The 22,871-nt window shown below is 72.0% G+C and carries 18 protein-coding genes; 17 read left to right on the forward strand and 1 reads right to left on the reverse strand.

Annotated features, from left to right (window positions below; all coding sequences use genetic code 11):
• Window positions 1-333 precede the first annotated feature (333 nt).
• Together AB0L56_RS25065 and AB0L56_RS25070 are read left to right on the forward strand one after the other, a co-directional pair.
• Entirely contained in the window at window positions 334-1,752 is a 1,419-nt protein-coding gene (locus AB0L56_RS25065) for an NAD-dependent malic enzyme (protein ID WP_361030746.1), read from the forward strand.
• A 335-nt stretch (window positions 1,753-2,087) separates the two neighbouring features.
• Window positions 2,088-2,369, forward strand: a complete 282-nt coding sequence (locus tag AB0L56_RS25070) for an HU family DNA-binding protein (RefSeq protein WP_361030743.1) — start codon at window positions 2,088-2,090, stop codon at window positions 2,367-2,369.
• 186 nt (window positions 2,370-2,555) lie between these two features.
• On the opposite strand, the gene murA is transcribed toward AB0L56_RS25070, so the two are convergent.
• Window positions 2,556-3,902 carry a UDP-N-acetylglucosamine 1-carboxyvinyltransferase gene (murA, locus tag AB0L56_RS25075; RefSeq protein ID WP_365426661.1) on the reverse strand — a complete coding sequence of 449 codons (1,347 nt, stop codon included), beginning with the start codon at window positions 3,900-3,902 and terminating at the stop codon, window positions 2,556-2,558.
• Window positions 3,903-4,216: 314 nt separating this feature from the next.
• Here murA and AB0L56_RS25080 point away from each other — a divergent pair, with 314 nt between their 5' ends.
• The 15 genes from AB0L56_RS25080 (at window position 4,217) to AB0L56_RS25150 (ending at window position 22,621) form a co-directional block, all read left to right on the forward strand.
• Window positions 4,217-4,789: a YqgE/AlgH family protein gene (locus AB0L56_RS25080; RefSeq protein WP_361030737.1), complete on the forward strand. Its 573-nt coding sequence runs from the start codon at window positions 4,217-4,219 to the stop codon at window positions 4,787-4,789.
• 30 nt (window positions 4,790-4,819) lie between these two features.
• The gene (locus AB0L56_RS25085; protein WP_159533333.1) at window positions 4,820-5,101 is read left to right on the forward strand and encodes a DUF3039 domain-containing protein; all 282 of its coding nucleotides are present in this window, start codon (window positions 4,820-4,822) and stop codon (window positions 5,099-5,101) included.
• Window positions 5,102-5,341: 240 nt separating this feature from the next.
• A complete protein-coding gene (locus tag AB0L56_RS25090) occupies window positions 5,342-6,634 on the forward strand; it encodes an extracellular solute-binding protein (RefSeq protein WP_361030733.1) in 1,293 nt (430 codons plus the stop codon).
• Window positions 6,631-7,593 (forward strand): sugar ABC transporter permease, encoded by a 963-nt coding sequence (locus AB0L56_RS25095; protein WP_365426666.1) that lies wholly within the window; start codon window positions 6,631-6,633, stop codon window positions 7,591-7,593. The genes AB0L56_RS25090 and AB0L56_RS25095 overlap by 4 nt, the downstream gene beginning before the upstream one ends.
• A 5-nt stretch (window positions 7,594-7,598) precedes the next feature.
• Entirely contained in the window at window positions 7,599-8,468 is an 870-nt protein-coding gene (locus tag AB0L56_RS25100) for a carbohydrate ABC transporter permease (protein WP_365426669.1), read from the forward strand.
• Between the two features lies 1 nt (window position 8,469).
• Window positions 8,470-10,113 carry a beta-N-acetylhexosaminidase gene (locus AB0L56_RS25105; protein WP_365426672.1) on the forward strand — a complete coding sequence of 548 codons (1,644 nt, stop codon included), beginning with the start codon at window positions 8,470-8,472 and terminating at the stop codon, window positions 10,111-10,113.
• A gap of 305 nt (window positions 10,114-10,418) precedes the next feature.
• Window positions 10,419-11,312 carry an FAD binding domain-containing protein gene (locus AB0L56_RS25110; RefSeq protein WP_361030721.1) on the forward strand — a complete coding sequence of 298 codons (894 nt, stop codon included), beginning with the start codon at window positions 10,419-10,421 and terminating at the stop codon, window positions 11,310-11,312.
• Window positions 11,309-13,870, forward strand: coding sequence for a 2Fe-2S iron-sulfur cluster-binding protein (locus AB0L56_RS25115; protein ID WP_365426675.1), 2,562 nt, complete (start codon window positions 11,309-11,311; stop codon window positions 13,868-13,870). The genes AB0L56_RS25110 and AB0L56_RS25115 overlap by 4 nt, the downstream gene beginning before the upstream one ends.
• Window positions 13,867-16,182 carry a molybdopterin cofactor-binding domain-containing protein gene (locus AB0L56_RS25120; protein ID WP_365426678.1) on the forward strand — a complete coding sequence of 772 codons (2,316 nt, stop codon included), beginning with the start codon at window positions 13,867-13,869 and terminating at the stop codon, window positions 16,180-16,182. Before AB0L56_RS25115 ends, AB0L56_RS25120 begins: the two co-directional genes overlap by 4 nt.
• A 249-nt stretch (window positions 16,183-16,431) precedes the next feature.
• Window positions 16,432-17,622 carry an SUKH-4 family immunity protein gene (locus tag AB0L56_RS25125; RefSeq protein WP_365426681.1) on the forward strand — a complete coding sequence of 397 codons (1,191 nt, stop codon included), beginning with the start codon at window positions 16,432-16,434 and terminating at the stop codon, window positions 17,620-17,622.
• A gap of 95 nt (window positions 17,623-17,717) precedes the next feature.
• Window positions 17,718-19,178, forward strand: a complete 1,461-nt coding sequence (locus AB0L56_RS25130) for an MFS transporter (protein ID WP_365426683.1) — start codon at window positions 17,718-17,720, stop codon at window positions 19,176-19,178.
• Between the two features lie 38 nt (window positions 19,179-19,216).
• Window positions 19,217-19,414 carry a hypothetical protein gene (locus AB0L56_RS25135; protein ID WP_365426686.1) on the forward strand — a complete coding sequence of 66 codons (198 nt, stop codon included), beginning with the start codon at window positions 19,217-19,219 and terminating at the stop codon, window positions 19,412-19,414.
• On the forward strand, window positions 19,414-19,782 hold the full coding sequence (locus AB0L56_RS25140; RefSeq protein ID WP_365426689.1) for a Fic family protein: 369 nt from the start codon (window positions 19,414-19,416) through the stop codon (window positions 19,780-19,782). Before AB0L56_RS25135 ends, AB0L56_RS25140 begins: the two co-directional genes overlap by 1 nt.
• Before the next feature lie 121 nt (window positions 19,783-19,903).
• Window positions 19,904-21,703, forward strand: a complete 1,800-nt coding sequence (locus AB0L56_RS25145) for a DEAD/DEAH box helicase (RefSeq protein ID WP_365426692.1) — start codon at window positions 19,904-19,906, stop codon at window positions 21,701-21,703.
• Between the two features lie 276 nt (window positions 21,704-21,979).
• The gene (locus AB0L56_RS25150; RefSeq protein WP_361030697.1) at window positions 21,980-22,621 is read left to right on the forward strand and encodes a helix-turn-helix domain-containing protein; all 642 of its coding nucleotides are present in this window, start codon (window positions 21,980-21,982) and stop codon (window positions 22,619-22,621) included.
• Window positions 22,622-22,871 lie beyond the last annotated feature (250 nt).

Here is a 22,871-nt window from a genome sequence, read left to right on the forward strand (position 1 = left end):
GTCTGACGGGATCCGTTTGTTAGCCTTGACGTGACACCGGCCCGATCCAAGCCCCCGGGCCCAACCTTCGTCGCTACGAGCGACCACTTGCCGCGAGGCGAGCATGGCGGGTCGGTGTCGTGAAGCGTTTCGAGAGGCCCACGTCACTTCCGAAGTGATGTGGGCCTCTTTCGTTGCCTGATCGACTCTCGTATGGTGGAAACTGTTTTCCGAAATCGTCGCGTCCCCGGTGAACAAAACGTCCGCAATTGAGGGCGGCTACCACGTACCCAGGGGTAGGTGCGACGATCGGACGGCACCACTCGCGACACGGTAAAGCAGAGGAAGTCGGCCATGGCAACGGCGCCCAGCGTCTCCTACTCGATGACCATCCGGCTGGAGGTGCCCGCGGGAGGAACCGCGGTCTCCCAGCTCACCGGGGCTGTCGAGTCCCACGGAGGCTCGGTGACCGGCCTCGATGTCACGGCCTCCGGCCATGAGCGGCTCCGTATCGACGTCACCATCGCGGCCAGCTCCACCGCCCACGCCGACGAGATCGTCGAGCAGCTGCGCCGTATCGAGGGCGTCACCCTGGGCAAGGTCTCCGACCGTACGTTCCTGATGCACCTCGGCGGCAAGATCGAGATGGCGTCGAAGCATCCCATCCGCAACCGTGACGACCTCTCCATGGTCTACACGCCCGGCGTTGCCCGGGTCTGCATGGCCATCGCCGAGAACCCCGAGGACGCCCGCCGCCTCACCATCAAGCGCAACTCCGTTGCGGTCGTGACCGACGGCTCCGCCGTGCTGGGCCTGGGCAACATCGGCCCCAAGGCCGCGCTGCCGGTCATGGAGGGCAAGGCCGCCCTGTTCAAGCGGTTCGCCGGCATCGACGCCTGGCCGCTGTGCCTCGACACCCAGGACACCGACGCGATCGTCGAGATCGTCAAGGCCATCGCCCCGGGCTTCGCCGGCATCAACCTGGAGGACATCTCCGCGCCGCGCTGCTTCGAGATCGAGGCCCGGCTGCGCGAGGCCCTCGACATCCCCGTCTTCCACGACGACCAGCACGGCACCGCGATCGTCGTCCTGGCCGCGCTGACCAACGCCCTGCGGGTCACCGGCAAGTCGATCGACACCATCCGCGTGGTGATGTCCGGCGCCGGCGCCGCCGGCACGGCCATCCTCAAGCTGCTGATCGCCGCGGGCGTGAAGAACGCCGTGGTGGCCGACATCCACGGAGTCGTCCACGCGGGCCGCGAGGACCTGGTGGACGCCGCCCCCGGCTCCGCGCTCCGCTGGATCGCCGACAACACCAACCCCGAGAACCTCACCGGCACCCTGAAGGAGGCCGTGCGCGGCGCCGACGTCTTCATCGGCGTCTCCGCTCCGAACGTGCTCGACGGCGAGGACGTCGCCGCGATGGCCGACGGCGGGATCGTGTTCGCGCTCGCGAACCCCGACCCCGAGGTCGACCCGGCAATCGCCCGTCAGACGGCGGCCGTTGTGGCCACCGGCCGCTCCGACTTCCCCAACCAGATCAACAACGTGCTGGTGTTCCCGGGCGTCTTCCGCGGTCTGCTGGACGCCCAGTCCCGCACCGTCAACACCGAGATGATGCTGGCCGCCGCGAAGGCGCTGGCCGATGTGGTCACCGAGGACGAGCTCAACCCGAACTACATCATCCCCAGCGTGTTCAACGACAAGGTCGCGGGCGCGGTCGCCGGCGCCGTGCGCGACGCGGCCAAGGCGGTGGGGGCGACTGCCCCGTAGGACGCCCGGCGTCAAGAGGGCTGTGAGGATCACCACGACCGGTGTGGAACCGGCGCGTCGTGGGACCCGAACATCCTGGCAGCCCTCTATCGTGGCGGCCGGGCCGTGGCGCTCTTCGTGTGACTCCCTGGGGTGTTCTCACGACTCCTGCGGGTGCCGGATTGGCTTTACCGCCGCAGGTAGAGGCAGGATGCGTCCCTGGGCGCGAGGGTCCGACGACGGACCCGGGTCCGGGGACTCAACGAGGAACCTGGCAGCATCGGCTTGGCCGTGCCCAACATGCGGCTCCGCCGCGTGGCACGCCTCAACGGCAAGAAGAACACGGGAGTAAGAAAATGAACCGCAGTGAGCTGGTGGCCGCGCTGGCCGACCGCGCCGAGGTGACCCGCAAGGACGCCGACGCCGTGCTGTCCGCGTTCGCCGAGGTCGTCGGCGACGTCGTCTCCAAGGGCGACGAGAAGGTCACCATTCCCGGTTTCCTGACCTTCGAGCGCACGCACCGTGCCGCTCGCACGGCGCGCAACCCGCAGACGGGTGAGCCGATCCAGATCCCCGCGGGTTACTCCGTGAAGGTGTCGGCCGGCTCGAAGCTCAAGGAAGCGGCCAAGGGCAAGTAAGGCGACCCGCCTGAACGCCGTTCGGGTGTGGCGCCGCGGGCGACTGCCGGCAGTGTGCGGCTGAGCGCGCCCGCGGCGGAGCCGCACCTGTCCGCAGTCCGCTTGAAGGGCGCTTGTGCATACGCCGATGGGGCGGTCACCCGGGTTCGGGTGACCGCCCCATCGGCGTTCGTGCGGGCCCTGGAACTAGGCCAGTGCCTTGCCCGGGAGTTCGACCTTGGCTCCCAGGTCCGCGAGCTTCTCCATGAAGTTCTCGTAGCCGCGGTTGATCAGGCCGATGCCGTGGACGCGCGAGGGGCCCTGGGCGGCGAGGGCGGCGATGAGGTAGGAGAAGCCGCCGCGCAGGTCCGGGATGACCAGGTCGGAGCCCTCGAGCCGGGTGGGTCCGGAGACGACCGCCGAGTGCAGGAAGTTGCGCTGGCCGAAGCGGCAGTCCGAGCCGCCCAGGCACTCCCGGTACAACTGGATGTGGGCGCCCATCTGGTTGAGCGCGGAGGTGAAGCCGAGACGGGACTCGTAGACCGTCTCGTGGACGATGGACAGGCCCGTGGCCTGGGTCAGCGCGACCACCAGCGGCTGCTGCCAGTCGGTCTGGAAGCCGGGGTGCACGTCCGTCTCCAGCGCGATGGACTTCAACTGCCCGCCGGGGTGCCAGAAGCGGATGCCGTCGTCGTCGATCTCGAAGGCGCCGCCGACCTTCCGGAAGGTGTTCAGGAACGTCATCATCGAGCGCTGCTGGGCACCCCGGACGTAGATGTTGCCCTCGGTCGCCAGCGCGGCGGACGCCCAGGAGGCGGCCTCCAGGCGGTCGGGAACGGCACGGTGGGTGTAGCCGCCGAGTCTGTCCACACCGGTGATGCGGATCGTCCGGTCGATGTCCATCGCGATGATCGCGCCCATCTTCTGCAGGACGCAGATCAGGTCCTCGATCTCCGGCTCCACCGCCGCGTTGGACAGCACGGTGACGCCCTCCGCGAGCACCGCCGTGAGCAGCACCTGCTCGGTGGCGCCGACGGACGGGTACGGCAGCCGGATCTTGGTGCCGCGCAGCCGCTGCGGGGCCTCCAGGTACTGGCCGTCCGCCCGCTTCTCGATGGTCGCGCCGAACTGGCGCAGCACGTCGAAGTGGAAGTCGATGGGCCGGCCGCCGATGTCGCAGCCGCCGAGACCCGGGATGAACGCGTGCCCGAGCCGGTGCAGCAGCGGACCGCAGAACAGGATCGGGATTCGCGAGGAGCCGGCATGCGCATCGATGTCGGCGACGTTCGCGCTCTCCACCGACGTGGGGTCGAGCACCAGTTCGCCCGGTTCGTCCCCCGGACGGACCGTCACGCCGTGCAGTTGCAGCAGCCCCCGTACGACCCGCACGTCGCGGATGTCCGGAACGTTGCCCAGGCGGCTCGGGGCGCTGCCCAGCAGCGCGGCGACCATGGCCTTCGGTACGAGGTTCTTCGCACCGCGGACACGGATCTCCCCCTCCAGAGGGGTTCCACCGTGGACAAGCAGTACGTCATCAGTGCCGTTGACGGTCATGGATCTCGCGTTCCGTGGGGGAATGGGGCAGGGCCAGGAGGAAAGGGTAGTCGCCCTCGACCCCCCCTCTGTAAGCCCGAGGAGGGTCCGGGAACGTCATGGATCTGTCACAACACGAACCGTGCCCCGGCGGCCACGTGCCGTCACTGCTCTGCCCGCGTGCGCCGGGCGTGCTCCCGTCCGCCCTCCTGCCTCCCGCCACCACCCTTGATCGAGGCCTTACCAGGCCGTCTCTCCGCATCCTGGCCGCATTCCCTCCCGTATCCCGCATCTTCCCTCCCCGCGCGGAGGGAAGATGCGGGATCATGTCTGGCATGACCGAGGTGTCCTCGCTCACAGGGCGGCTGCTCGTGGCCACTCCCGCTCTGGCGGACCCGAACTTCGACCGCGCGGTGGTCCTCCTCCTCGACCACGACGAGGAGGGCTCTCTCGGTGTGGTCCTCAACCGTCCGACGCCGGTGGACGTCGGCGACATCCTGGAGGGATGGGCGGCGCTCACCGGCGAACCCGGGGTCGTCTTCCAGGGCGGCCCGGTGTCGCTGGACTCGGCGCTCGGTGTCGCCGTCGTCCCGGGCGGGGCGGCCGGGGAGAGCGCGCCGCTGGGCTGGCGGCGGGTGCACGGCGCCATCGGGCTGGTCGATCTCGAGGCCCCGCCGGAACTGCTCGCCACGGTGCTCGGCTCGCTGCGCATCTTCGCCGGTTACGCCGGCTGGGGCCCCGGCCAGCTGGAGGACGAGCTGGTGGACGGCGCCTGGTACGTCGTGGAGTCCGAGCCCGGTGACGTGTCCTCTCCGGCCCCGGAGCGGCTCTGGCGCGAGGTGCTGCGCCGCCAGCGCAACGAGCTGGCGATGGTCGCCACGTATCCGGACGACCCGTCGCTCAACTGATGCGTGTGAGCTTCAGTACCCTTGGCTGTTATGAGCACTCTTGAGCCCGAGCGCGGGACTGGTACGGGGACCCTCGTCGAGCCGACGCCGCAGACCTCCCACGGCGACGGTGACCACGAGCGCTTCGCCCACTACGTCCAGAAGGACAAGATCATGGCGAGTGCGCTCGACGGCACCCCCGTCGTGGCGCTGTGCGGCAAGGTCTGGGTGCCCGGCCGTGATCCGAAGAAGTACCCGGTCTGCCCCATGTGCAAGGAAATCTACGAGTCCATGGGCGCCGGCGGCGACGACAAGGGCAAGGGCGACCAGTAGTCCGCCCGGCAGCCCGGCAGCGTCGGCCGGTCATGTCTGTCCTCTGCTGAGGCCCCTGGGGTGCGTTTTGCGCGCCCTGGGGGCCTTTGTGCCGTTCGTGCGTTGCGCAGGGTGCGTCTGCCGGTCACAGACTGGTTGAGACCTCTTGTGGCGCGGTTCACCCAGTCCCTAGCCTCCGATGTGTTGTGCACAGCGAAATCGCCATTGCATATGCTGCAACGCGTTCGGAGGAGCAACTCCATGAAGCTGTCCGCCCGCCTGGTCGCCGTCGCGGCCGTCCTCGTCACCGCCGCCTGCGCGCCCCAGACCTCCCACAACTCCTCCTCCGACAAGGACGAGAAGACCGGCACCCTGCGTGTCTGGCTCTTCCAGGAGGTCAACAACGAGCCCAAGGAACAGGTCGTCGACTCCGTCCTCGCCGAGTTCGAGAAGGCGCACAAGGACACCGAGGTCACCGTCGAGTACATACCCGTCGAGACCCGCGCCCAGCGCATCAAGGCCGCCTTCAACGATCCCGCGTCCGCGCCCGACCTCATCGAGTACGGCAACACCGACACCGCGGGCTATGTGAAGGACGGCGGACTCGCCGACGTCACCGCGGAGTTCAACGCCTGGAAAGAGGCGAAGGACACCGACCCGACCGCCAGACAGTCGGTCACCGTCGACGGCAAGGTCTACGGCGCCCCCTACTTTGTCGGCGTCCGCGCCCTGTACTACCGCACCGACGTCTTCGACGACCTCGGCCTCGACGTCCCGAAGACCCAGGACGAGCTGATCTCCACCGCCAAGAAGATCCACGCCGCCAGGCCCGAGATGTACGGCATCGCGGTCGGCGGTGCCTACACCTACGGCGCGATGCCCTTCATCTGGGCCCACGGCGGCGAACTCGCCACCGGCAAGGGAGGCTCGTACGCCTCCGCCATCGACAGCGCCGAGTCCCGCAAGGGCATCGAGGCGTACACCTCGCTCTTCGGCGACGACAACTGCCCCGCCGCCAAGTGCGCGGGCATGGGCGGCAACGACACGGTGACCGCCTTCACCTCGGGCAAGGCGGCCATGGCGATCGGCGGCGACTTCAGCCACGCGGCCGTCGAGGCCGGGAAGGTCAAGGGCAAGTACGCCGTCGTGCCGCTGCCGGGCGTCGAGGCGGGCTCCATCGCCCCCGCGTTCGCCGGCGGGAACAACCTCGGCGTACTGAAGTCCACCTCGCACCGCACCCTCGCCGTCGACCTGATGAAGCGGCTCGCGTCGAAGAAGTCGCAGGGCGCCCTGTTCGAGGGCATGGGCTTCCTGCCGACGTTCTCCGACGTGCGGAAGCAGGTGGCCGCGAAGGAGGCCTTCGTCAAGCCGTTCGTCGAGACGCTCGCCGCCGACACCAAGTTCGTGCCGGCCTCCCCGGCGTGGGCGCAGATCGACTCCTCGCAGGTGCTGCCGACGATGTTCCAGGAGATCGTCTCCGGGAAGAAGGACGTCGCGACCGCCTCGGGCGATGCGGCGAAGAAGATGAACGAGGCGTTTGGCTCCGCCGGATGACGGTGTCCACGAGCTCGCGGGGCGCGGACCGTGTGCGGCTGCCGGCCGTCGGTGGCTTGTCGCGCAGTGCCCCGCGCCCCTCGCGCGGGCGCTCCCGTGCCCCCTGGTTGTATCTGGCCCCGGCGCTGGTCGTCCTCGGGGGGCTGCTGGCCTACCCCATCTATCAGCTCGGGTTGATCTCGCTCTTCCACTACACCCAGGCGCAGGTCAGCGGGGGAGAGCCGACCACCTTCGAGGGGTTCGGGAACTATGCCGAGCTCTTCGGGGACGAACAGTTCTGGCAGGTGCTGCTGGCCACCGTGGTGTTCGCGGCGGCCTGTGTGGTCAGCACGCTGGCCGTGGGGTGTGCGCTCGCCGTGCTGCTCACCCGCGTACGGGCCGTGCCGCGGCTGGCGCTGATGCTGGCCGCGCTCGGCGCCTGGGCGACCCCGGCGATCACCGGGTCCACGGTGTGGCTGTTCCTGTTCGACCCCGACTTCGGGCCCGTCAACCGGGTACTGGGTCTCGGCGACCACTCATGGACGTACGGGCGGTTCAGCGCCTTCTTCCTGGTGCTGCTCGAAGTGGTCTGGTGCTCCTTCCCGTTCGTGATGGTGACGGTCTACGCCGGCATCCGCTCCGTACCGTCCGAGGCGCTGGAGGCCGCCTCCCTGGACGGGGCCTCGCAGTGGCGCATCTGGCGCTCCGTGCTCGCGCCGATGCTCCGGCCGATCCTGGTGGTCGTCACCATCCAGTCCGTCATCTGGGACTTCAAGGTCTTCACCCAGATCTACGTCATGACGGGCGGCGGCGGCATCGCGGGCCAGAACATGGTCCTGAACGTCTACGCCTACCAGCAGGCGTTCGCGTCCTCGCAGTACAGCCTCGGCGCGGCGATCGGTGTGGTGATGCTGCTGATCCTGCTCGCCGTCACGTTGGTCTATCTGCGCCTGCTGCGCCGGCAGGGGGAGGAACTGTGACGATCATGAGCCAGGACCGGGGGCCCCGGGTGAAACCTGTGCGCAGGTTCGTCCGGCGTCCCGGACGGCTGGTGGCCGAGACGGCGGCGCTGCTGATCGCCGCCGTGGTGGCCTTCCCGCTGTACTGGATGGTCCTGAGCGCGTTCAAACCGGCCGGGGAGATCGAGTCCACCGAGCCGCGTCCCTGGACGCTCGCCCCCACGCTGGACTCCTTCCGGCGGGCGTTCGGGCAGCAGGAATTCGGCCGGTACTTCCTCAACAGCGTCGTCGTCGCGGTCGCCGTGGTGGTCGCCTCCGCGCTGATCGCCTTTCTTGCCGCGACCGCCGTCACGCGTTTCCGCTTCCGTATGCGGACCACCCTGCTGATCATGTTTCTGGTGGCCCAGATGGTGCCCGTGGAGGCGCTGACCATCCCCCTGTTCTTCGTCATGCGGGACTTCGGTCAGCTGAACACGCTGTGGTCGCTGATCCTCCCGCACATCGCGTTCTCCCTGCCGTTCGCGATCTGGATGCTCAGGGGATTCGTGAAGGCCGTTCCGGAGGCGCTGGAGGAGGCCGCGTACATCGACGGGGCGAGCCGCGCGCGCTTTCTCTGGCAGATCCTTTTCCCGCTCGTCCTGCCGGGCCTCGTCGCCACCAGCGTGTTTTCCTTCATCTCCACCTGGAACGACTTCCTGTTCGCCAAGTCCTTCATCATCAGCGACATCTCGCAGTCGACCCTGCCGATGGCGCTGCTGGTCTTCTACAAACCCGACGACCCGGACTGGGGCGGGGTCATGGCGGCGTCCACGGTGATGACGATTCCGGTTCTGGTCTTCTTCGTACTCGTACAGCGGCGTCTGGTCTCCGGACTGGGCGGCGCGGTAAAGGACTGACGTGACTGAACTGATTCCAGCACCCCGCAGTGTTGTGGTCGGCTCCGGCGAGGTGCGGCTGACGGCACACTCCCAGCTCCACGCCGGTGACGGGACGGAAGGCGCCGGCCACTGGCTGCGCACCGTCCTCCGGCAGGCGACCGGGCTGCCGCTGCACGAGGGGCGGGGGCCCGGCGCCGCCGCCGGGGACGGCATCGGGCTCGCGCTCGATCCCGGGCTGGGCCCGGAGGAGTACCGCCTCGTCAGCGACCGGGGCGGGGTCCGGATCAGCGGCGGCAGCGCGGCCGGTGTCTTCCAGGGCGCCCAGACGCTGCGGCAGCTCCTCGGCCCCGACGCCTTCCGCCGGGCACCGGTCCGCCGCGACCGGGCGTGGGCGGTCCCGCATGTGACGATCGAGGACGCCCCCCGCTTCCGCTGGCGAGGGCTGATGCTGGACGTCGCCCGGCACTTCATGCCGAAGCACGGGGTGCTCCGCTCTATCGATCTCATGGCGGCGCACAAACTCAACGTCCTGCATCTCCATCTGACGGACGACCAGGGCTGGCGCATCGAGATCCAGCGGTATCCGAAGCTCACCGAGGTCGGCTCCTGGCGTGCGCGGACGAAAGTCGGCCACCGCGCCTCACCGCTGTGGGACGACAAGCCGCACGGCGGCTACTACACCCAGGACGACATCCGCGAGATCGTCGCCTATGCCGCCGAGCGGCATATCTCCGTCGTCCCCGAAATCGACGTACCCGGGCACTCACAGGCCGCCATCGCCGCGTATCCGGAACTCGGCAACTCCGATGTCGTCGACACCGCCTCCCTGACCGTCTGGGACACCTGGGGGATCAACCCGAACGTACTCGCCCCCACGGACGACACCCTGCGCTTCTACGAAGGGGTGCTCGAGGAAGTCCTGGACCTGTTCCCCGCGGACGCCGGGCCGTTCTCGCCGTACGTGCACATCGGCGGCGACGAATGCCCCAAGGAACAGTGGCGTGCGTCGGACACCGCGCAGAAGCAGATCGGCAACCTCGGTCTCGCGGACGAGGGCGCGCTGCAGGCCTGGTTCATCGGTCACTTCGACAGCTGGCTCGCCGCGCGGGGACGGCGGCTGATCGGCTGGGACGAGATCCTGGAGGGCGGCCTGGCTCCCGGCGCCGCGGTGTCGTCCTGGCGCGGCTACGCGGGCGGGGTCACCGCGGCCCGCGCGGGGCACGACGTGGTCATGTGCCCCGAGCAGCAGGTGTACCTGGACCACCGTCAGGACGCCGGCGCCGACGAGCCGGTGCCGATCGGGTACGTGCGCACCCTGGAGGACGTCTACCGGTTCGAGCCCGTGCCGGCGGAGCTGACGCCGGAGGAGAGCGCACGGGTGCTGGGCACCCAGGCCAACGTGTGGACCGAGGTGATGGAGGACCAGGGGCGCGTCGACTACCAGACGTTCCCCCGGCTCGCCGCGTTCGCCGAGGTCGCCTGGAGCGACCTGCCCGCACCCGCCGACCGGGACTTCGCCGGGTTCGAGCGGCGGATGGCCGCCCACTACCGGCGCCTGGACGCCCTCGGGGTCGGCTACCGTCCGCCCACCGGGCCGCTGCCCTGGCAGCGGCGCCCGGGCGTACTGGGACGCCCGATCGACGGTCCGCCGCCGAACCGGTAGACCGCCGTTCCTCTCGCCTCTTCCGCGCCCCCGGGACGCCGAACGGGTCCCGCGCGTCCGTGCGCCCGGGCCGAACAGGCCGTGCGATACGGATACAGGCGTCACCGATAGTGCCAATCCAGGGCAGATTGGGGATCCCGGGTGAAATCCACCATGCCCGGGGTCAGGTGGGCGAATGCCTCCTAGCGGACCCCCGTCTTCGGCGCCTGCCAAGATGTGCCAGAGTTGCCACGTCCGCCCTGTCAGCACGTACCGTACGGCGCACAGGTGGGACCAGGTGGGGCAGCGGGAAGGGGCAGCCGGTTTTGAGCACGCACGCACCGCAGGCGGCGCAGGCCGTCACGCTGCCCACGACCCTGGACGAGGCCGTGGCCGCGCTCACGGCCATGCCCGCAGCCGTGCCCGTCGCGGGCGGCACGGACCTGATGGCCGCCGTCAACTCCGGGCAGCTCAGGCCCGCCGCGCTGGTCGGCCTCGGCCGGATCAGCGAGATCCGCGGCTGGCAGTATTTGGACGGACACGCGCTGCTCGGCGCCGGACTCACGCACGCGCGCATGGGCCGCCCCGACTTCGCCGCCCTCATCCCGGCGCTCGCCGCCTCCGCGCGGGCCGCCGGACCGCCGCACATCCGCAACGCCGGCACCCTCGGCGGCAACATCGCCTCCGCCGCCCCCACCGGGGACGCGCTGCCCGTGCTGGCCGCCCTGGAGGCGACGCTGATCGTCGCCGGCCCGGACGGGGCCCGCCGCGAGGTCCCCGTGTCGCACCTGCTGGCCGGAATGGACCTGCTGCGTCCCGGCGAGCTCATCGGCTACGTGCGCGTGCCGCTGCTGCACGCCCCCCAGGTGTTCCTCAAGGCCACCGGACGCACCGGCCCCGGCCGGGCGGTCGCCTCCGTCGCCCTCGTGCTCGACCCCGCGCGGCGCGGGGTGCGCTGCGCGGTGGGCGCCATAGCGCCGATGCCGCTCAGGCCCCTGGACGCCGAGCAGTGGGTCGCGCAGCTCATCGACTGGGACAACAACCGCGCGATCGTGCCCGAGGCACTGAGCGCGTTCGGGGAGTACGTCGCCGCGGCCTGCATCCCCGACGCCGACCCCGGCGAGGACGGCACCGTCCCACCGCTACCGCCCGCGGTACTGCACCTGCGGCGCACCGTCGCCGCGCTGGCCCGACGAGCACTGGGGAGGGCGCTGTCGTGACCGACGACCAGCACGGAGAGGGCAGGCCCCCCGGCGGCAGCCGCTGGGACCCGCTGCCCCGGGGCGACTACGACGACGGCGCCACGGCCTTCGTGAACCTCCCCGAGGGGGGCATCGACGCGCTGCTCGACTCCATGGAGAGCCCGCTCGCCGCGCCCGGCCACGGCTATGTGCCGCCGCAGATAACGGTCTCCCCCGCCACCACCGCGGGCACCGACCCGGCGGCCACCGGAACCTGGTCCGCGCCGGGCGCGCCCGTCGACGGCGCGCAGTGGCACGAGCCGGGGGCCTCCGAGGGGGACGCGGCCGCGGGGGACCGGTTCGCGTACAACCCGGGCGCCACCGGGCAGTGGGGCTTCGAGGAGGCCGCGGCGGCGGAGAACCCCGCGCCGGGGCAGGATGTCACCGGCCAGTGGTCCATCCCGGTCGCCGACGGCGACCTGCCGGACGAATCGGGCGAGTTCACCACGTCCTCCCTGGTCGAGCAGTGGGGCGGCGGCACGCCTCCGGCCACCCTCCCGGGCGGCGCCCCGGCCCCCTGGGCCACCCCCCAGACCATCGGCCAACCGTGGGGACCCGGCGTGCCCGGTGTCCCGCAGGAGCCGGAGCAGCAGGGCGGCGAGCCCGGTCCCGCGCGGGAGCGGCAGGACGCCGGGGGACCGTACAGCGGGTCCGGCGGCGGTGCCGACGCTGCCGCGCCCCGGCGGCCCGACGACCCCGGGTACGACGGCCGGGAGGCGTCCGCTGCCCGGCAGCCCGGACCCGTTGAGGGACGGCCGGACGCCGCTGCCCCGCCGGAGGCGCATGACACGCCGGGGCACGGTTCCGGGCAGTCCCCGCACGCCGCGGGACCGTACGGCGGGCCGGGCGGCAGTGCGGACGCCGTCGCCCACCGGCCGGCCGGAGAGCGCCCCCAGGAGCCCTCCGCCGGGCCCGGGGTCGGTCCCGGGCAGCCCCCGCACGCCGTAGGACCGTATGGCGGGCCCGGCCAGGGCGGGGACCTCGCCGCGCCCCAGCGGTCCGACGACCCCGGGTACGACGGGCGGGACGGCCGGGACGCGTCCGCCGCCCGGCAGTCCGGGCCCGTTCAGGGGCGGCCGGACGCCGCTGCTTCGCCGGAGGCGCCCGGCACGCCGGGGCATGGTCCCGGGCAGCCCGCGCACACCGCGGCACCGTACGGCGGGCAGGGCGGCGGTGCGGACGCCGTCGCGCACCGGCCGGCCGGAGAGCGCCCGCAGGAGCCCTCCGCCTGGCCCGGGCAGTCCCCGCACGCCGCGGGACCGTACGGCGGGTCCGGCCAGGGCGGGGACCTAGGCGCGCCCCAGGGATCCGACGACCCCAGGTACGACGGCCGGGACGGCCGGGACGCGTCCGCCGTCCGGCAGTCCGGCCCCGTTGAGGGACGACCGGACGCCGCTGCCCCGGGGCACGGCCCCGGGCAGCCCCCGCATGCCGACGGGGCATGGGAGCCCGGGCGGGCCGACGGCTCCGCCCACGCCGGCCCCCGGTCGTCCGGTGTGCCCCAGCCGCTGCCCGTCGACGACCACGCCGAGCCCCGGTGGAGCCCCGGCGCGGAGGCCGCCGACGCTGCCTCCGCCGGGCCCGAGGAACACGGTCTCCGGGAACACCCGCACCCCGCCGCCCAGGACGCCGTACGGCCCGGTTCCGGGGCCGACGAGACATCCGAGGCCGCAGACAGCCCGTCAGGGCCCTCCGTCGATCACGCCGACCACGCCGGGGACGTAGGGAAGGCGGCCGGGGCGGCCCCCGACGACGGCACGCCCGCGGAGGACACCCCCAACACCGGGCCGGACTCCGACACTCCGGGCGAACCGGGTACCTCGGCCGAACCGGCGACGGTGAGCTCCCCGCACGACGACCACCCCCTCGCCTCCTATGTGCTCCGCGTCAACGGCACCGATCGGCCCGTCAGCGACGCCTGGATCGGCGAGTCGCTGCTCTATGTGCTGCGCGAGCGGCTCGGCCTGGCCGGCGCCAAGGACGGCTGCTCGCAGGGCGAGTGCGGCGCCTGCAACGTGCAGGTCGACGGGCGGCTCGTGGCGTCCTGCCTGGTCCCGGCCGTCACGGCGGCCGGCAGCGAGGTCCGTACCGTCGAGGGACTGGCCCAGGACGGCCGGCCCTCGGACGTGCAGCGGGCGCTCGCGCGGTGCGGCGCCGTCCAGTGCGGCTTCTGCGTACCGGGCATGGCGATGACCGTGCACGACCTCCTGGAGGGCAACCCGGCGCCCACCGACCTGGAGACCCGCCAGGCCCTGTGCGGCAATCTGTGCCGCTGCTCCGGCTACCGGGGCGTGGTGACCGCCGTCAAGGAAGTCGTCGCCGAACGCAAGGCGCACGCCGAGGACGCCGGGTCCGGCGCCGACGGCGAGAGTGACGCACCCCGCATCCCGCACCAGGCGGGCCCGGGCGCCGGCGGGGTCAACCCGACGGCGTTCGGCGGCCCCGGCCCCCTCGAGCAGCCCCATGACCAGCCCCATGACCAGCCCCATGACCAGCCCCAGGACCAGCCCTACGGCCAGGACGGAGGCCAGGCGTGAGCAACGAAGCAGCCACCGCACCCACCGCGCAGGCCGCCCAGGCCGCCCCCGAGCCGGAGCCGGTCCCGCACGGGCTCGGCGTCTCCCTCCCGGCCGCCGACGCCCGCGCCAAGACCGAGGGCACCTTCCCCTACGCCGCCGACCTGTGGGCCGAGGGCCTGCTGTGGGCGGCCGTGCTGCGCTCCCCGCACCCGCACGCGCGCATCGTCTCCGTGGACACCGCCCACGCGCGTGAGATGCCCGGCGTCCGCGCGGTCGTCACCCACGAGGACGTTCCCGGCGCCGCGGAGCACGGCCGCGGCAAGGCCGACCGCCCGGTCTTCGCCTCCGAGGTCGTACGCCACCACGGCGAGCCCATCGCCGCCGTCGCCGCCGACCACCCCGACACCGCGCGGATGGCCGCCGCCGCCGTGATCGTCGAGTACGAGGTGCTCGACCCGGTGACCGACCCCGAGCAGGCCTTCGAGGCCGAACCGCTGCACCCCGACGGCAATCTGATCCGGCACATCCCGCTGCGCCACGGCGACCCGGACGCGGCCGGCGACATCGTCGTCGAGGGCCTGTACCGCATCGGCCGTCAGGACCCGGCGCCCATAGGGGCCGAGGCCGGTCTCGCCGTGCCCCGCCCGGACGGCGGCGTCGAGCTGTATCTGGCGTCCACCGACCCGCACGGCGACCGGGACACCGCCGCCGCCGCGTTCGGCCTGGAACCCGATCGGGTGAAGATCGTCGTCACCGGGGTGCCCGGCGCCACCGCCGACCGCGAGGACCAGAGCTTCCAGCTCCCCCTGGGGCTGCTCGCGCTGAGGACCGGCTGCCCGGTCAAACTCGCCGCCACGCGCGAGGAGTCCTTCCTCGGCCACACCCACCGCCACCCCACCCTGCTGCGCTACCGCCACCACGCCGACGCCGAGGGCCGGCTGGTCAAGGTCGAGGCGCAGATCCTGCTCGACGCGGGCGCCTACGCCGACACCTCCTCCGACGCCCTGGCCGCCGCCGTCGCCTTCGCCTGCGGCCCCTACGTCGTCCCCAACGCCTTCATCGAGGGCTGGGCCGTACGCACCAACAACCCGCCCTCCGGCCATGTGCGCGGCGAGGGCGCGATGCAGGTGTGCGCCGCCTATGAGGCGCAGATGGACAAGCTGGCCAAGAAGCTCGGCGTCGACCCGGCGGAACTGCGCCTGCGCAACGTCATGGCCACCGGCGACGTCCTGCCCACCGGCCAGACCGTCACCTGCCCGGCACCGGTCGCCGAACTCCTCCAGGCAGTACGGGACTTCCCGCTGCCGCCGCTGCCCAAGGACACCCCCGAGGACGAGTGGCTGCTGCCCGGCGGCCCCGAGGGCGCGGGCGAACCGGGCGCGGTGCGCCGGGGCGTCGGCTACGGACTGGGCATGGTGCACATGCTCGGCGCGGAGGGCGCGGACGAGGTGTCCACGGCCACCGTGCGGGTCCAGGGGGGCGTTGCGACCGTGCTGTGCGCGGCCGTGGAGACCGGCCAGGGCTTCTCCACCCTGGCCCGGCAGATCGTCCAGGAGACCCTCGGCATCGACGAGGTGCACGTGGTGCCCGTGGACACCGACCAGCCCCCGGCCGGCCCGGGCTGCCGCGGCCGGCACACCTGGGTGTCGGGCGGTGCCGTGGAACGCGCGGCGAAGATGGTCCGGACCCAGCTCCTCCAGCCGCTCGCCCACAAGTTCGGCATGTCCACCGAGCTGCTCCAGATCACCGACGGCAAGATCACCTCGTACGACGGTGTGCTGTCCACCACCGTCACGGAGGCGATGGAGGGCAAGGAACTGTGGGCCACCGCTCAGTGCCGCCCGCACCCGACGGAGCCGCTGGACGAGTCCGGGCAGGGTGACGCCTTCGTCGGCATGTCGTTCTGCGCGGTCCGCGCGGTGGTCGACGTCGACATCGAGATCGGCTCGGTCCGGGTCGTCGAACTGGCGGTCGCCCAGGACGTGGGCCGGGTGCTGAACCCCGCGCAGCTGAACGCCCGGATCGAGGCGGGCGTGACCCAGGGCCTGGGCGCGGCGCTCACCGAGAACCTGCGCACACCGCGCGGTCTCGTCCGCCACCCCGATCTGACCGGTTACGCCCTGCCGACCGCGCTGGACGCGCCGGACATCCACATCGTGAAGCTGGTCGAGGAGCGGGACGTGGTCGCGCCGTTCGGCGCGAAGGCGGTCAGCGCGGTGCCGGTGGTGACCTCACCGGCGGCCATCGCCTCCGCCGTGCGCGCCGCCACCGGCCGCCCGGTGAACCGGCTGCCGATCCGCCCGCAGGCCGCGGTGGTCACCGGGAACTGAGACCGTGCGGTTGTCGTCCGCGAGGAAGGCAACTGTTTCCCGCGGGGAAGGCAACGCAAGCGGTTGCCGGCGCGTCTTGTGTGGTGAGGGGCGCCGTTTCGTCGCGCCCTCGGACCGGGGGCGTTGTCAGTGGTGGCGCGTAGTGTTCCGGTCAGTGGGGACGGCCATCGGGTGCGCAAGGGCAGGCCGTCCAGCCCGGGGCGGGGCGTTCGCGGGCCCGGGACCGAGCACACGTATCGCGGGGGAACCATGAGCAGGACCGACACTGTTGACACTGTTGTCGCAGGGGCGATCACACTCGCCGACGCCGACCTCGATCCCTACATCACGCACGCGTCCACGCGTAGCTGGCTGACGGGCCCCGGACTGCCGGCGGACAGCGGTCTGTTCAGCTTCGCGGAGCTCACGCGGCGGGGCGGCCCGCACACCGTGGCCGACTCGACGGGCGCCCCCGGCGACCGGCTCCCGGCCGAGCTGCGGGACCAGCTGGTCATCGGCGGTCTGCTCGGTCCCGGGTGCCTGGAGACGGAGTCCGTACTGCTCGACGGCGCCACCGGCGAGGTCTCGACGACGTACTTCTTCCACGACCGCCCCGACCTGATGGACCGCCGGCCGCTGGCGCCGTCCCTGCCGACGCTGGTGCGGTTCGCCGCGGCGACGGACGAACTGGCCGGGCTGCGCGGTCAGTTCGCCGCCTACGCGGGCCGGTACGGCACCAAGGCGGTCGCCGAGGCCTCCCGGCAGCTGCTGGCGATCTTCGAGGAGGGCGCGGCCGGGGCGCCGGCGCCGTTCTGGCGGATGGCCGCGCTGATCCGCCCGCTGGCCCTGGTGGCGGGCCCGGGTACGGCCTCGGGTCTCTCCCTCGACCTCCCCGTCCGCCTTCTGGACCACGCGTTCGGCCGGGGCGCGGTGGTCCGCTTCGAGGAGGTCGACTTTCCCGCGACGCTCACGCATGAGCCGACCCGGCGCTTCCTGCGTGAGACGGGCCTGCCGGAGGACGGTTTCCTCTTCTCCCTGGACACGGACCTGCCGCTGCGCACGCTCGCGGAGTACTACGCCGACGACTGCCGGGGCGAGCTGCCCGCCGACCTGCCTCTCGCCCGGGCCGACCGCCTGATACGCCTCGGCCACCTGGTCGACGACCACAGCCTGCTCGTCGACGGCACCACCGGCGCGGTGTTCAGCTGGAACGAGCCGGATGCGGTGCTCCACCCCCTGAACAAGGACATCTCCACGCTCGCCTTCACGCTGTGGCTGCTGCACCGCGAGCGCTCCATCGACGAGGAGTCGGGCCATGCGCTGACCACCGACACCTACGACCAGCTGGCGCTGACGATGATCCAGGTCCTGTCCTCCATCGACCCCACGGGCACGACGGCCGACGCGGACTGGCACTACTGGACGGAGCTCTTCCAGGACGAGGCGGGCGGGGTGCTGTAAAGAACGGGCGAACCCGGTCCTACGACCAAGGTCCCGGTACCGGTCCCGCCCCCCGACAGGGGTCAAACCATGCCGTGGCCCTTACTCTGGCGAGCATGACCGCCCCGAACCCGCGCGACACCGATGTCGCCGAGCCCGCCGACGCCCCCGCCCCGGCCGGCACCGCCCCCGACGAGACCGTCCTGAGCCGCCCCTACCGGGCCCTGAGTATCGGCATCGTCTCCGTGGTGGTGCTGATCGCCTTCGAGGCGACGGCCGTCGGTACGGCGATGCCGGTGGCGGCGCGGGAGCTGGACGGGGTGGCGCTGTACGCGTTCGCGTTCTCGGGGTACTTCACGACCAGCCTCTTCGGCATGGTGCTGTCCGGCCAGTGGTCCGACCGGCGCGGCCCGCTCGCCCCGCTCACCTGGGGCATCGCCTCCTTCGCGGCCGGGCTGCTGATCGCCGGCACCGCGGGCGCGATGTGGCTGTTCATCCTCGGGCGGGCGGTGCAGGGGCTCGGCGGCGGGCTGGTGATCGTCGCGCTGTATGTCGTCGTCGGGCGTGCCTACCCGGAGCGGCTGCGGCCGGCGATCATGGCGGCGTTCGCGGCGGGCTGGGTGGTGCCGTCGATCGTCGGCCCGTTGGCGTCAGGAGCGGTGACGGAGCACATCGGCTGGCGATGGGTGTTCCTCGGCATACCGGTGCTCGTGGTGTTCCCGCTGGCACTCGCGCTGCCGCAGATACGGCGCCTGGCGTCCGGCCCGGTCGGCCAGGACCCGCAGGACGCCCCGGCCTCCTTCGACCGCCGCCGTATCCGGCTGGCCCTGGCGATCTCCTTCGGCGCCGGGTTCCTCCAGTACGCGGCGCAGGACCTGCGCTGGGTGTCGCTGGTGCCGGGCGCGCTGGGCGCGGCCCTGCTCGTCCCGGCCGTCCTCGGCCTCCTCCCGACCGGCACCTACCGGGCGGCGCGCGGACTGCCGTCGGTCGTGCTGCTGCGCGGCATGGCCGCCGGCTCCTTCATCGCGGCCGAGTCCTTCGTCCCGCTGATGCTGGTCACCCAGCGCGGCCTCAGCCCCACCCTCGCCGGCTTCTCGCTCGCGGCGGGCGGCGGCACCTGGGCGCTGGGCTCCTGGGTGCAGTCACGGCCCCGCCTCGAGCCGTACCGGGAACGCCTGATGACCCTCGGGATGGTGCTGGTGGCGGCCTCCATCGCCGCCGCCCCCAGCGTGCTGATCGACGCCGTGCCGGCCTGGACGGTGGCGGTCGCCTGGGCCTTCGGGTGTTTCGGCATGGGCCTGGTGATCGCCTCCACCAGCGTCCTGCTGCTCCAGCTCTCCGCCCCCGCGGAGGCCGGCACCAACTCCGCCGCCCTGCAGATCTCCGACGGCCTCTCCAGCGTGCTGCTGCTGGCGGCCGGCGGAGCGGCCTTCGCGGCCCTCGGCGGCGGCACGGTCAGCCACACGGCCACGGAAGCCACCGGCTCCCACCCGGCCGCCTTCGTCGCGGTCTTCCTGCCGATGACGGCGGTGGCTCTGGCGGGGGCGTGGGTGGCGGCGCGGGTGCGGCCCGAGTGAGCGTGACACCGAGTGGTACCACGCAGTACCGTCGAGGCATGGCTGGACTGAACCTGCGGTTTACCGAGGAAGAGCTCGATGCCCTGCGTGAGCGTGCCCATGCAGAAGGGCGCAGCATGCAGGCCTTCGCGCACGATGCCGTGATCTCGGCCATAAACGAGCATTCGCGGCTGTTCAACGAGGCGGCCGAGCATGTCCTCAAGGTCAGTGCGGAGCTGAACCGGAGGCTCGCCTGATGCACTACCTCACGATGCCCGAGTTGCTGAACCTCGCGAAGCGGCTCGGGGCGGACGAGGTGCGCGATTACGGGTTGCTGGACTCGGCGCTGGCGCGACCGCAGTCGAGCGTGTTCGGTCAGGACGCGTACCCGGACGTATGGCAGAAGGCTGCCGCGCTGATGGAGTCCCTGGCTCGCAACTATGCCCTCGTTGACGGGAACAAGCGCCTCGCCTGGTACGGGACCTGGGTCTTTCTTCACATGAACGAACATCCGCTGGATGCGGACTTCGACGTGGACGAAGCGGAGCGCTTCGTGCTGGATGTCTGTCAGGGGGCGCTGGACGTCCCCAAGATCGCGTCCCTGTTGCCGCGCTTCGCGCGGTGACTGTGACCTCGGTCCCACCCCGGGGCGACGCGGCCCCGTGCCGGCCTTGACACCGCCGGGCCATCGGTAGGGTGGCCCGGTTGTCATACGCACCGCGCCGCCCGACCACCCCACGGAGACCGTGACTACCACCGCCAGCTCCGCGTCCCACTCGCACCACCTGTCCCCGGCCTTTCCCGGACGTGCCCCCTGGGGTACGGCCGGCAAGCTGCGCGCCTGGCAGCAAGGGGCGATGGACAAGTACATCCAGGCGCAGCCCCGGGACTTCCTGGCGGTGGCCACGCCCGGCGCAGGTAAGACGACCTTCGCGCTGACGCTGGCGTCCTGGCTGCTGCACCACCATGTCGTGCAGCAGGTGACGGTCGTCGCGCCCACCGAGCATCTGAAGAAGCAGTGGGCCGAGGCCGCCGCGCGGATAGGCATCAAGCTCGACCCCGAGTACAGCGCGGGCCCGCTCGGCAAGGAGTACGACGGCGTCGCCGTGACGTACGCCGGTGTCGGCGTGCGCCCCATGCTGCACCGCAACCGTGTCGAGCAGCGCAAGACCCTCGTCATCCTCGACGAGATCCACCACGCCGGTGACTCCAAGTCCTGGGGCGAGGCCTGTCTGGAGGCGTTCGAGCCGGCCACGCGGCGGCTCGCGCTGACCGGTACGCCGTTCCGGTCCGACACCAACCCCATCCCCTTCGTGACGTACGAGGAGGGCGCCGACGGCATCCGTCGCTCGTCCGCCGACTACACCTACGGGTACGGCTCCGCGCTCGCGGACGGCGTCGTGCGGCCCGTGATCTTCATGTCGTACAGCGGCAACATGCGCTGGCGCACCAAGGCCGGCGACGAGATCGCCGCCCGCCTCGGCGAGCCCATGACCAAGGACGCCGTCAGCCAGGCCTGGCGCACCGCGCTCGACCCGCGCGGCGAGTGGATGCCGGCCGTGCTGCGCGCCGCCGACCAGCGGCTCACCGAGGTCCGCAAGGCCATCCCGGACGCCGGCGCCCTCGTCATCGCCTCCAACCAGGAGTCCGCGCGGGCCTACGCCAAGCTGATCCGGGAGATCACCGGCCACAAGGCCACCCTCGTGCTGTCCGACGACACCGGCGCGTCGAAACGGATCGACGACTTCAGCGGCAGCGACGACCGCTGGATGGTCGCCGTGCGCATGGTGTCCGAGGGCGTCGACGTACCGCGCCTCGCCGTCGGCGTGTACGCCACCACCATCTCCACCCCGCTGTTCTTCGCCCAGGCCGTCGGCCGTTTCGTACGGTCCCGGCGGCGCGGCGAGACCGCGTCCGTGTTCCTGCCGACCATCCCGGACCTGCTCGGTTTCGCCAACGAGATGGAGCGCGAACGCGACCACGTCCTCGACAAGCCCAAGAAGGAGGGCGAGGAGGACCCGTACGCCGAGTCCGAGAAGGAGATGGAGGAGGCGAACCGGGAGCAGGACGAGGACACCGGCGAGCAGGACATGCTGCCCTTCGAGGCGCTGGAGTCCGACGCCGTCTTCGACAGGGTCATGTACAACGGCGCCGAGTTCGGCATGCAGGCCCACCCCGGCAGCGAGGAGGAGCAGGACTACCTGGGCATCCCGGGACTCCTCGAACCCGACCAGGTGCAGCTGCTGCTGCAGAAGCGGCAGGCCCGGCAGATCGCGCACAGCCGCAAGAAGCCCGCGGAGGAGGCCGACCTCCTCGAACTGCCCGCCGAGCGGCGGCCGGTGGTCTCCCACAAGGAGATGATGGAGCTGCGCAAGCGGCTCAACAATCTCGTCGGCGCCTACGTCCACCAGAGCGGCAAGCCGCACGGCGTCATCCACACCGAGCTGCGCCGGGTCTGCGGCGGCCCGCCCTCGGCGGAGGCCACGGCGGGACAGCTGCGCCAGCGGATCGAAAAGGTGCAGGAGTGGGCCACGCGCATGCGGTGATGCCGGGGTGCGTATGGGGACAAAGGGAACCACTTCTTGGCGAGAGTGCCCGGATTCTGGACGGAGCCTTCCGCTCAGCGAACCGGATCGCTACTGTCCCCGCTACGCACACGCCCCGTGGCAGCGCCGCCGCGGAGCGCAGCCGTGAAGCGACTGTGCCCGGGACACTGCCGGGCCGCCGGCCGATCGGCGGCCTCTGAAGCGCGTGACCGACGGGACTCGGTGACGCATCCGCCGCGAGAGGGCCGCCGACTTCACCACTAAGGAGTGGGCGTCGTGACCGCGGAGACCTCCCAGACGCTCGACAGAGGACTACGGGTCCTCAAACTGCTCGCCGACACGGATCACGGGCTGACCGTCACCGAGCTTTCTCACAAACTGGGCGTCAACCGGACGGTTGTGTACCGGTTGCTCGCCACGCTGGAACAGCATGCCCTCGTACGCCGTGATCTGGGCGGACGGGCCCGGGTCGGGCTGGGTGTGCTCAGGCTGGGGCGACAGGTGCATCCGCTGGTGCGGGAGGCAGCGATGCCGGCGCTGCGGTCGCTGGCGGAGGACATCGGCGCGACCGCGCATCTGACGTTGGTGGACGGGGCGGAGGCGCTGGCGGTGGCCGTGGTGGAGCCGTCCTGGACGGACTACCACGTGGCGTACCGGGCGGGCTTCCGGCATCCGCTGGACCGGGGGGCCGCGGGCAAGGCGATCCTGTCCGCCCGGCAGCAGACGGCGGACGACCCCGGGTACACGCTGACGCATGGGGAGCTGGAGGCGGGCGCGTGCGGCGCGGCTGCGCCGCTGCTGGGGGTGACGGGGGTCGAGGGCAGCGTGGGCGTCGTCATGCTGGCGGACGTCGTCCCGGAACGGGTGGGCGCGCGGGTCATGGACGCAGCCCGAGAAGTCTCCGAAGCCCTCCGCTAACCGCGCGGGCCCAGCCGTCTCGGCAGCCAGCCGCGCCCAGCCGCGCCCGGCCGCCGCAGCGCCCCCGCCCAGCCGCCGTCTCCGCGGGCAGCCGCGCCCAGCCAAGGGCAGCCGCCGCAGCGCCGCCGTCTCCGCGGCCAGCCGCGCGCCCAGCCGCCGTCTCCGCGGGCAGTCGTGCCGCAGGGCGGCACGGGTGGGCGCGACGGCACCCCGCCGGCGCCGGGCTGCGCGACCTCCCCCCGGGTACACC

Source organism: Streptomyces sp. NPDC052079, assembly GCF_040680275.1.
In the GTDB taxonomy this organism is placed as follows: domain Bacteria; phylum Actinomycetota; class Actinomycetes; order Streptomycetales; family Streptomycetaceae; genus Streptomyces.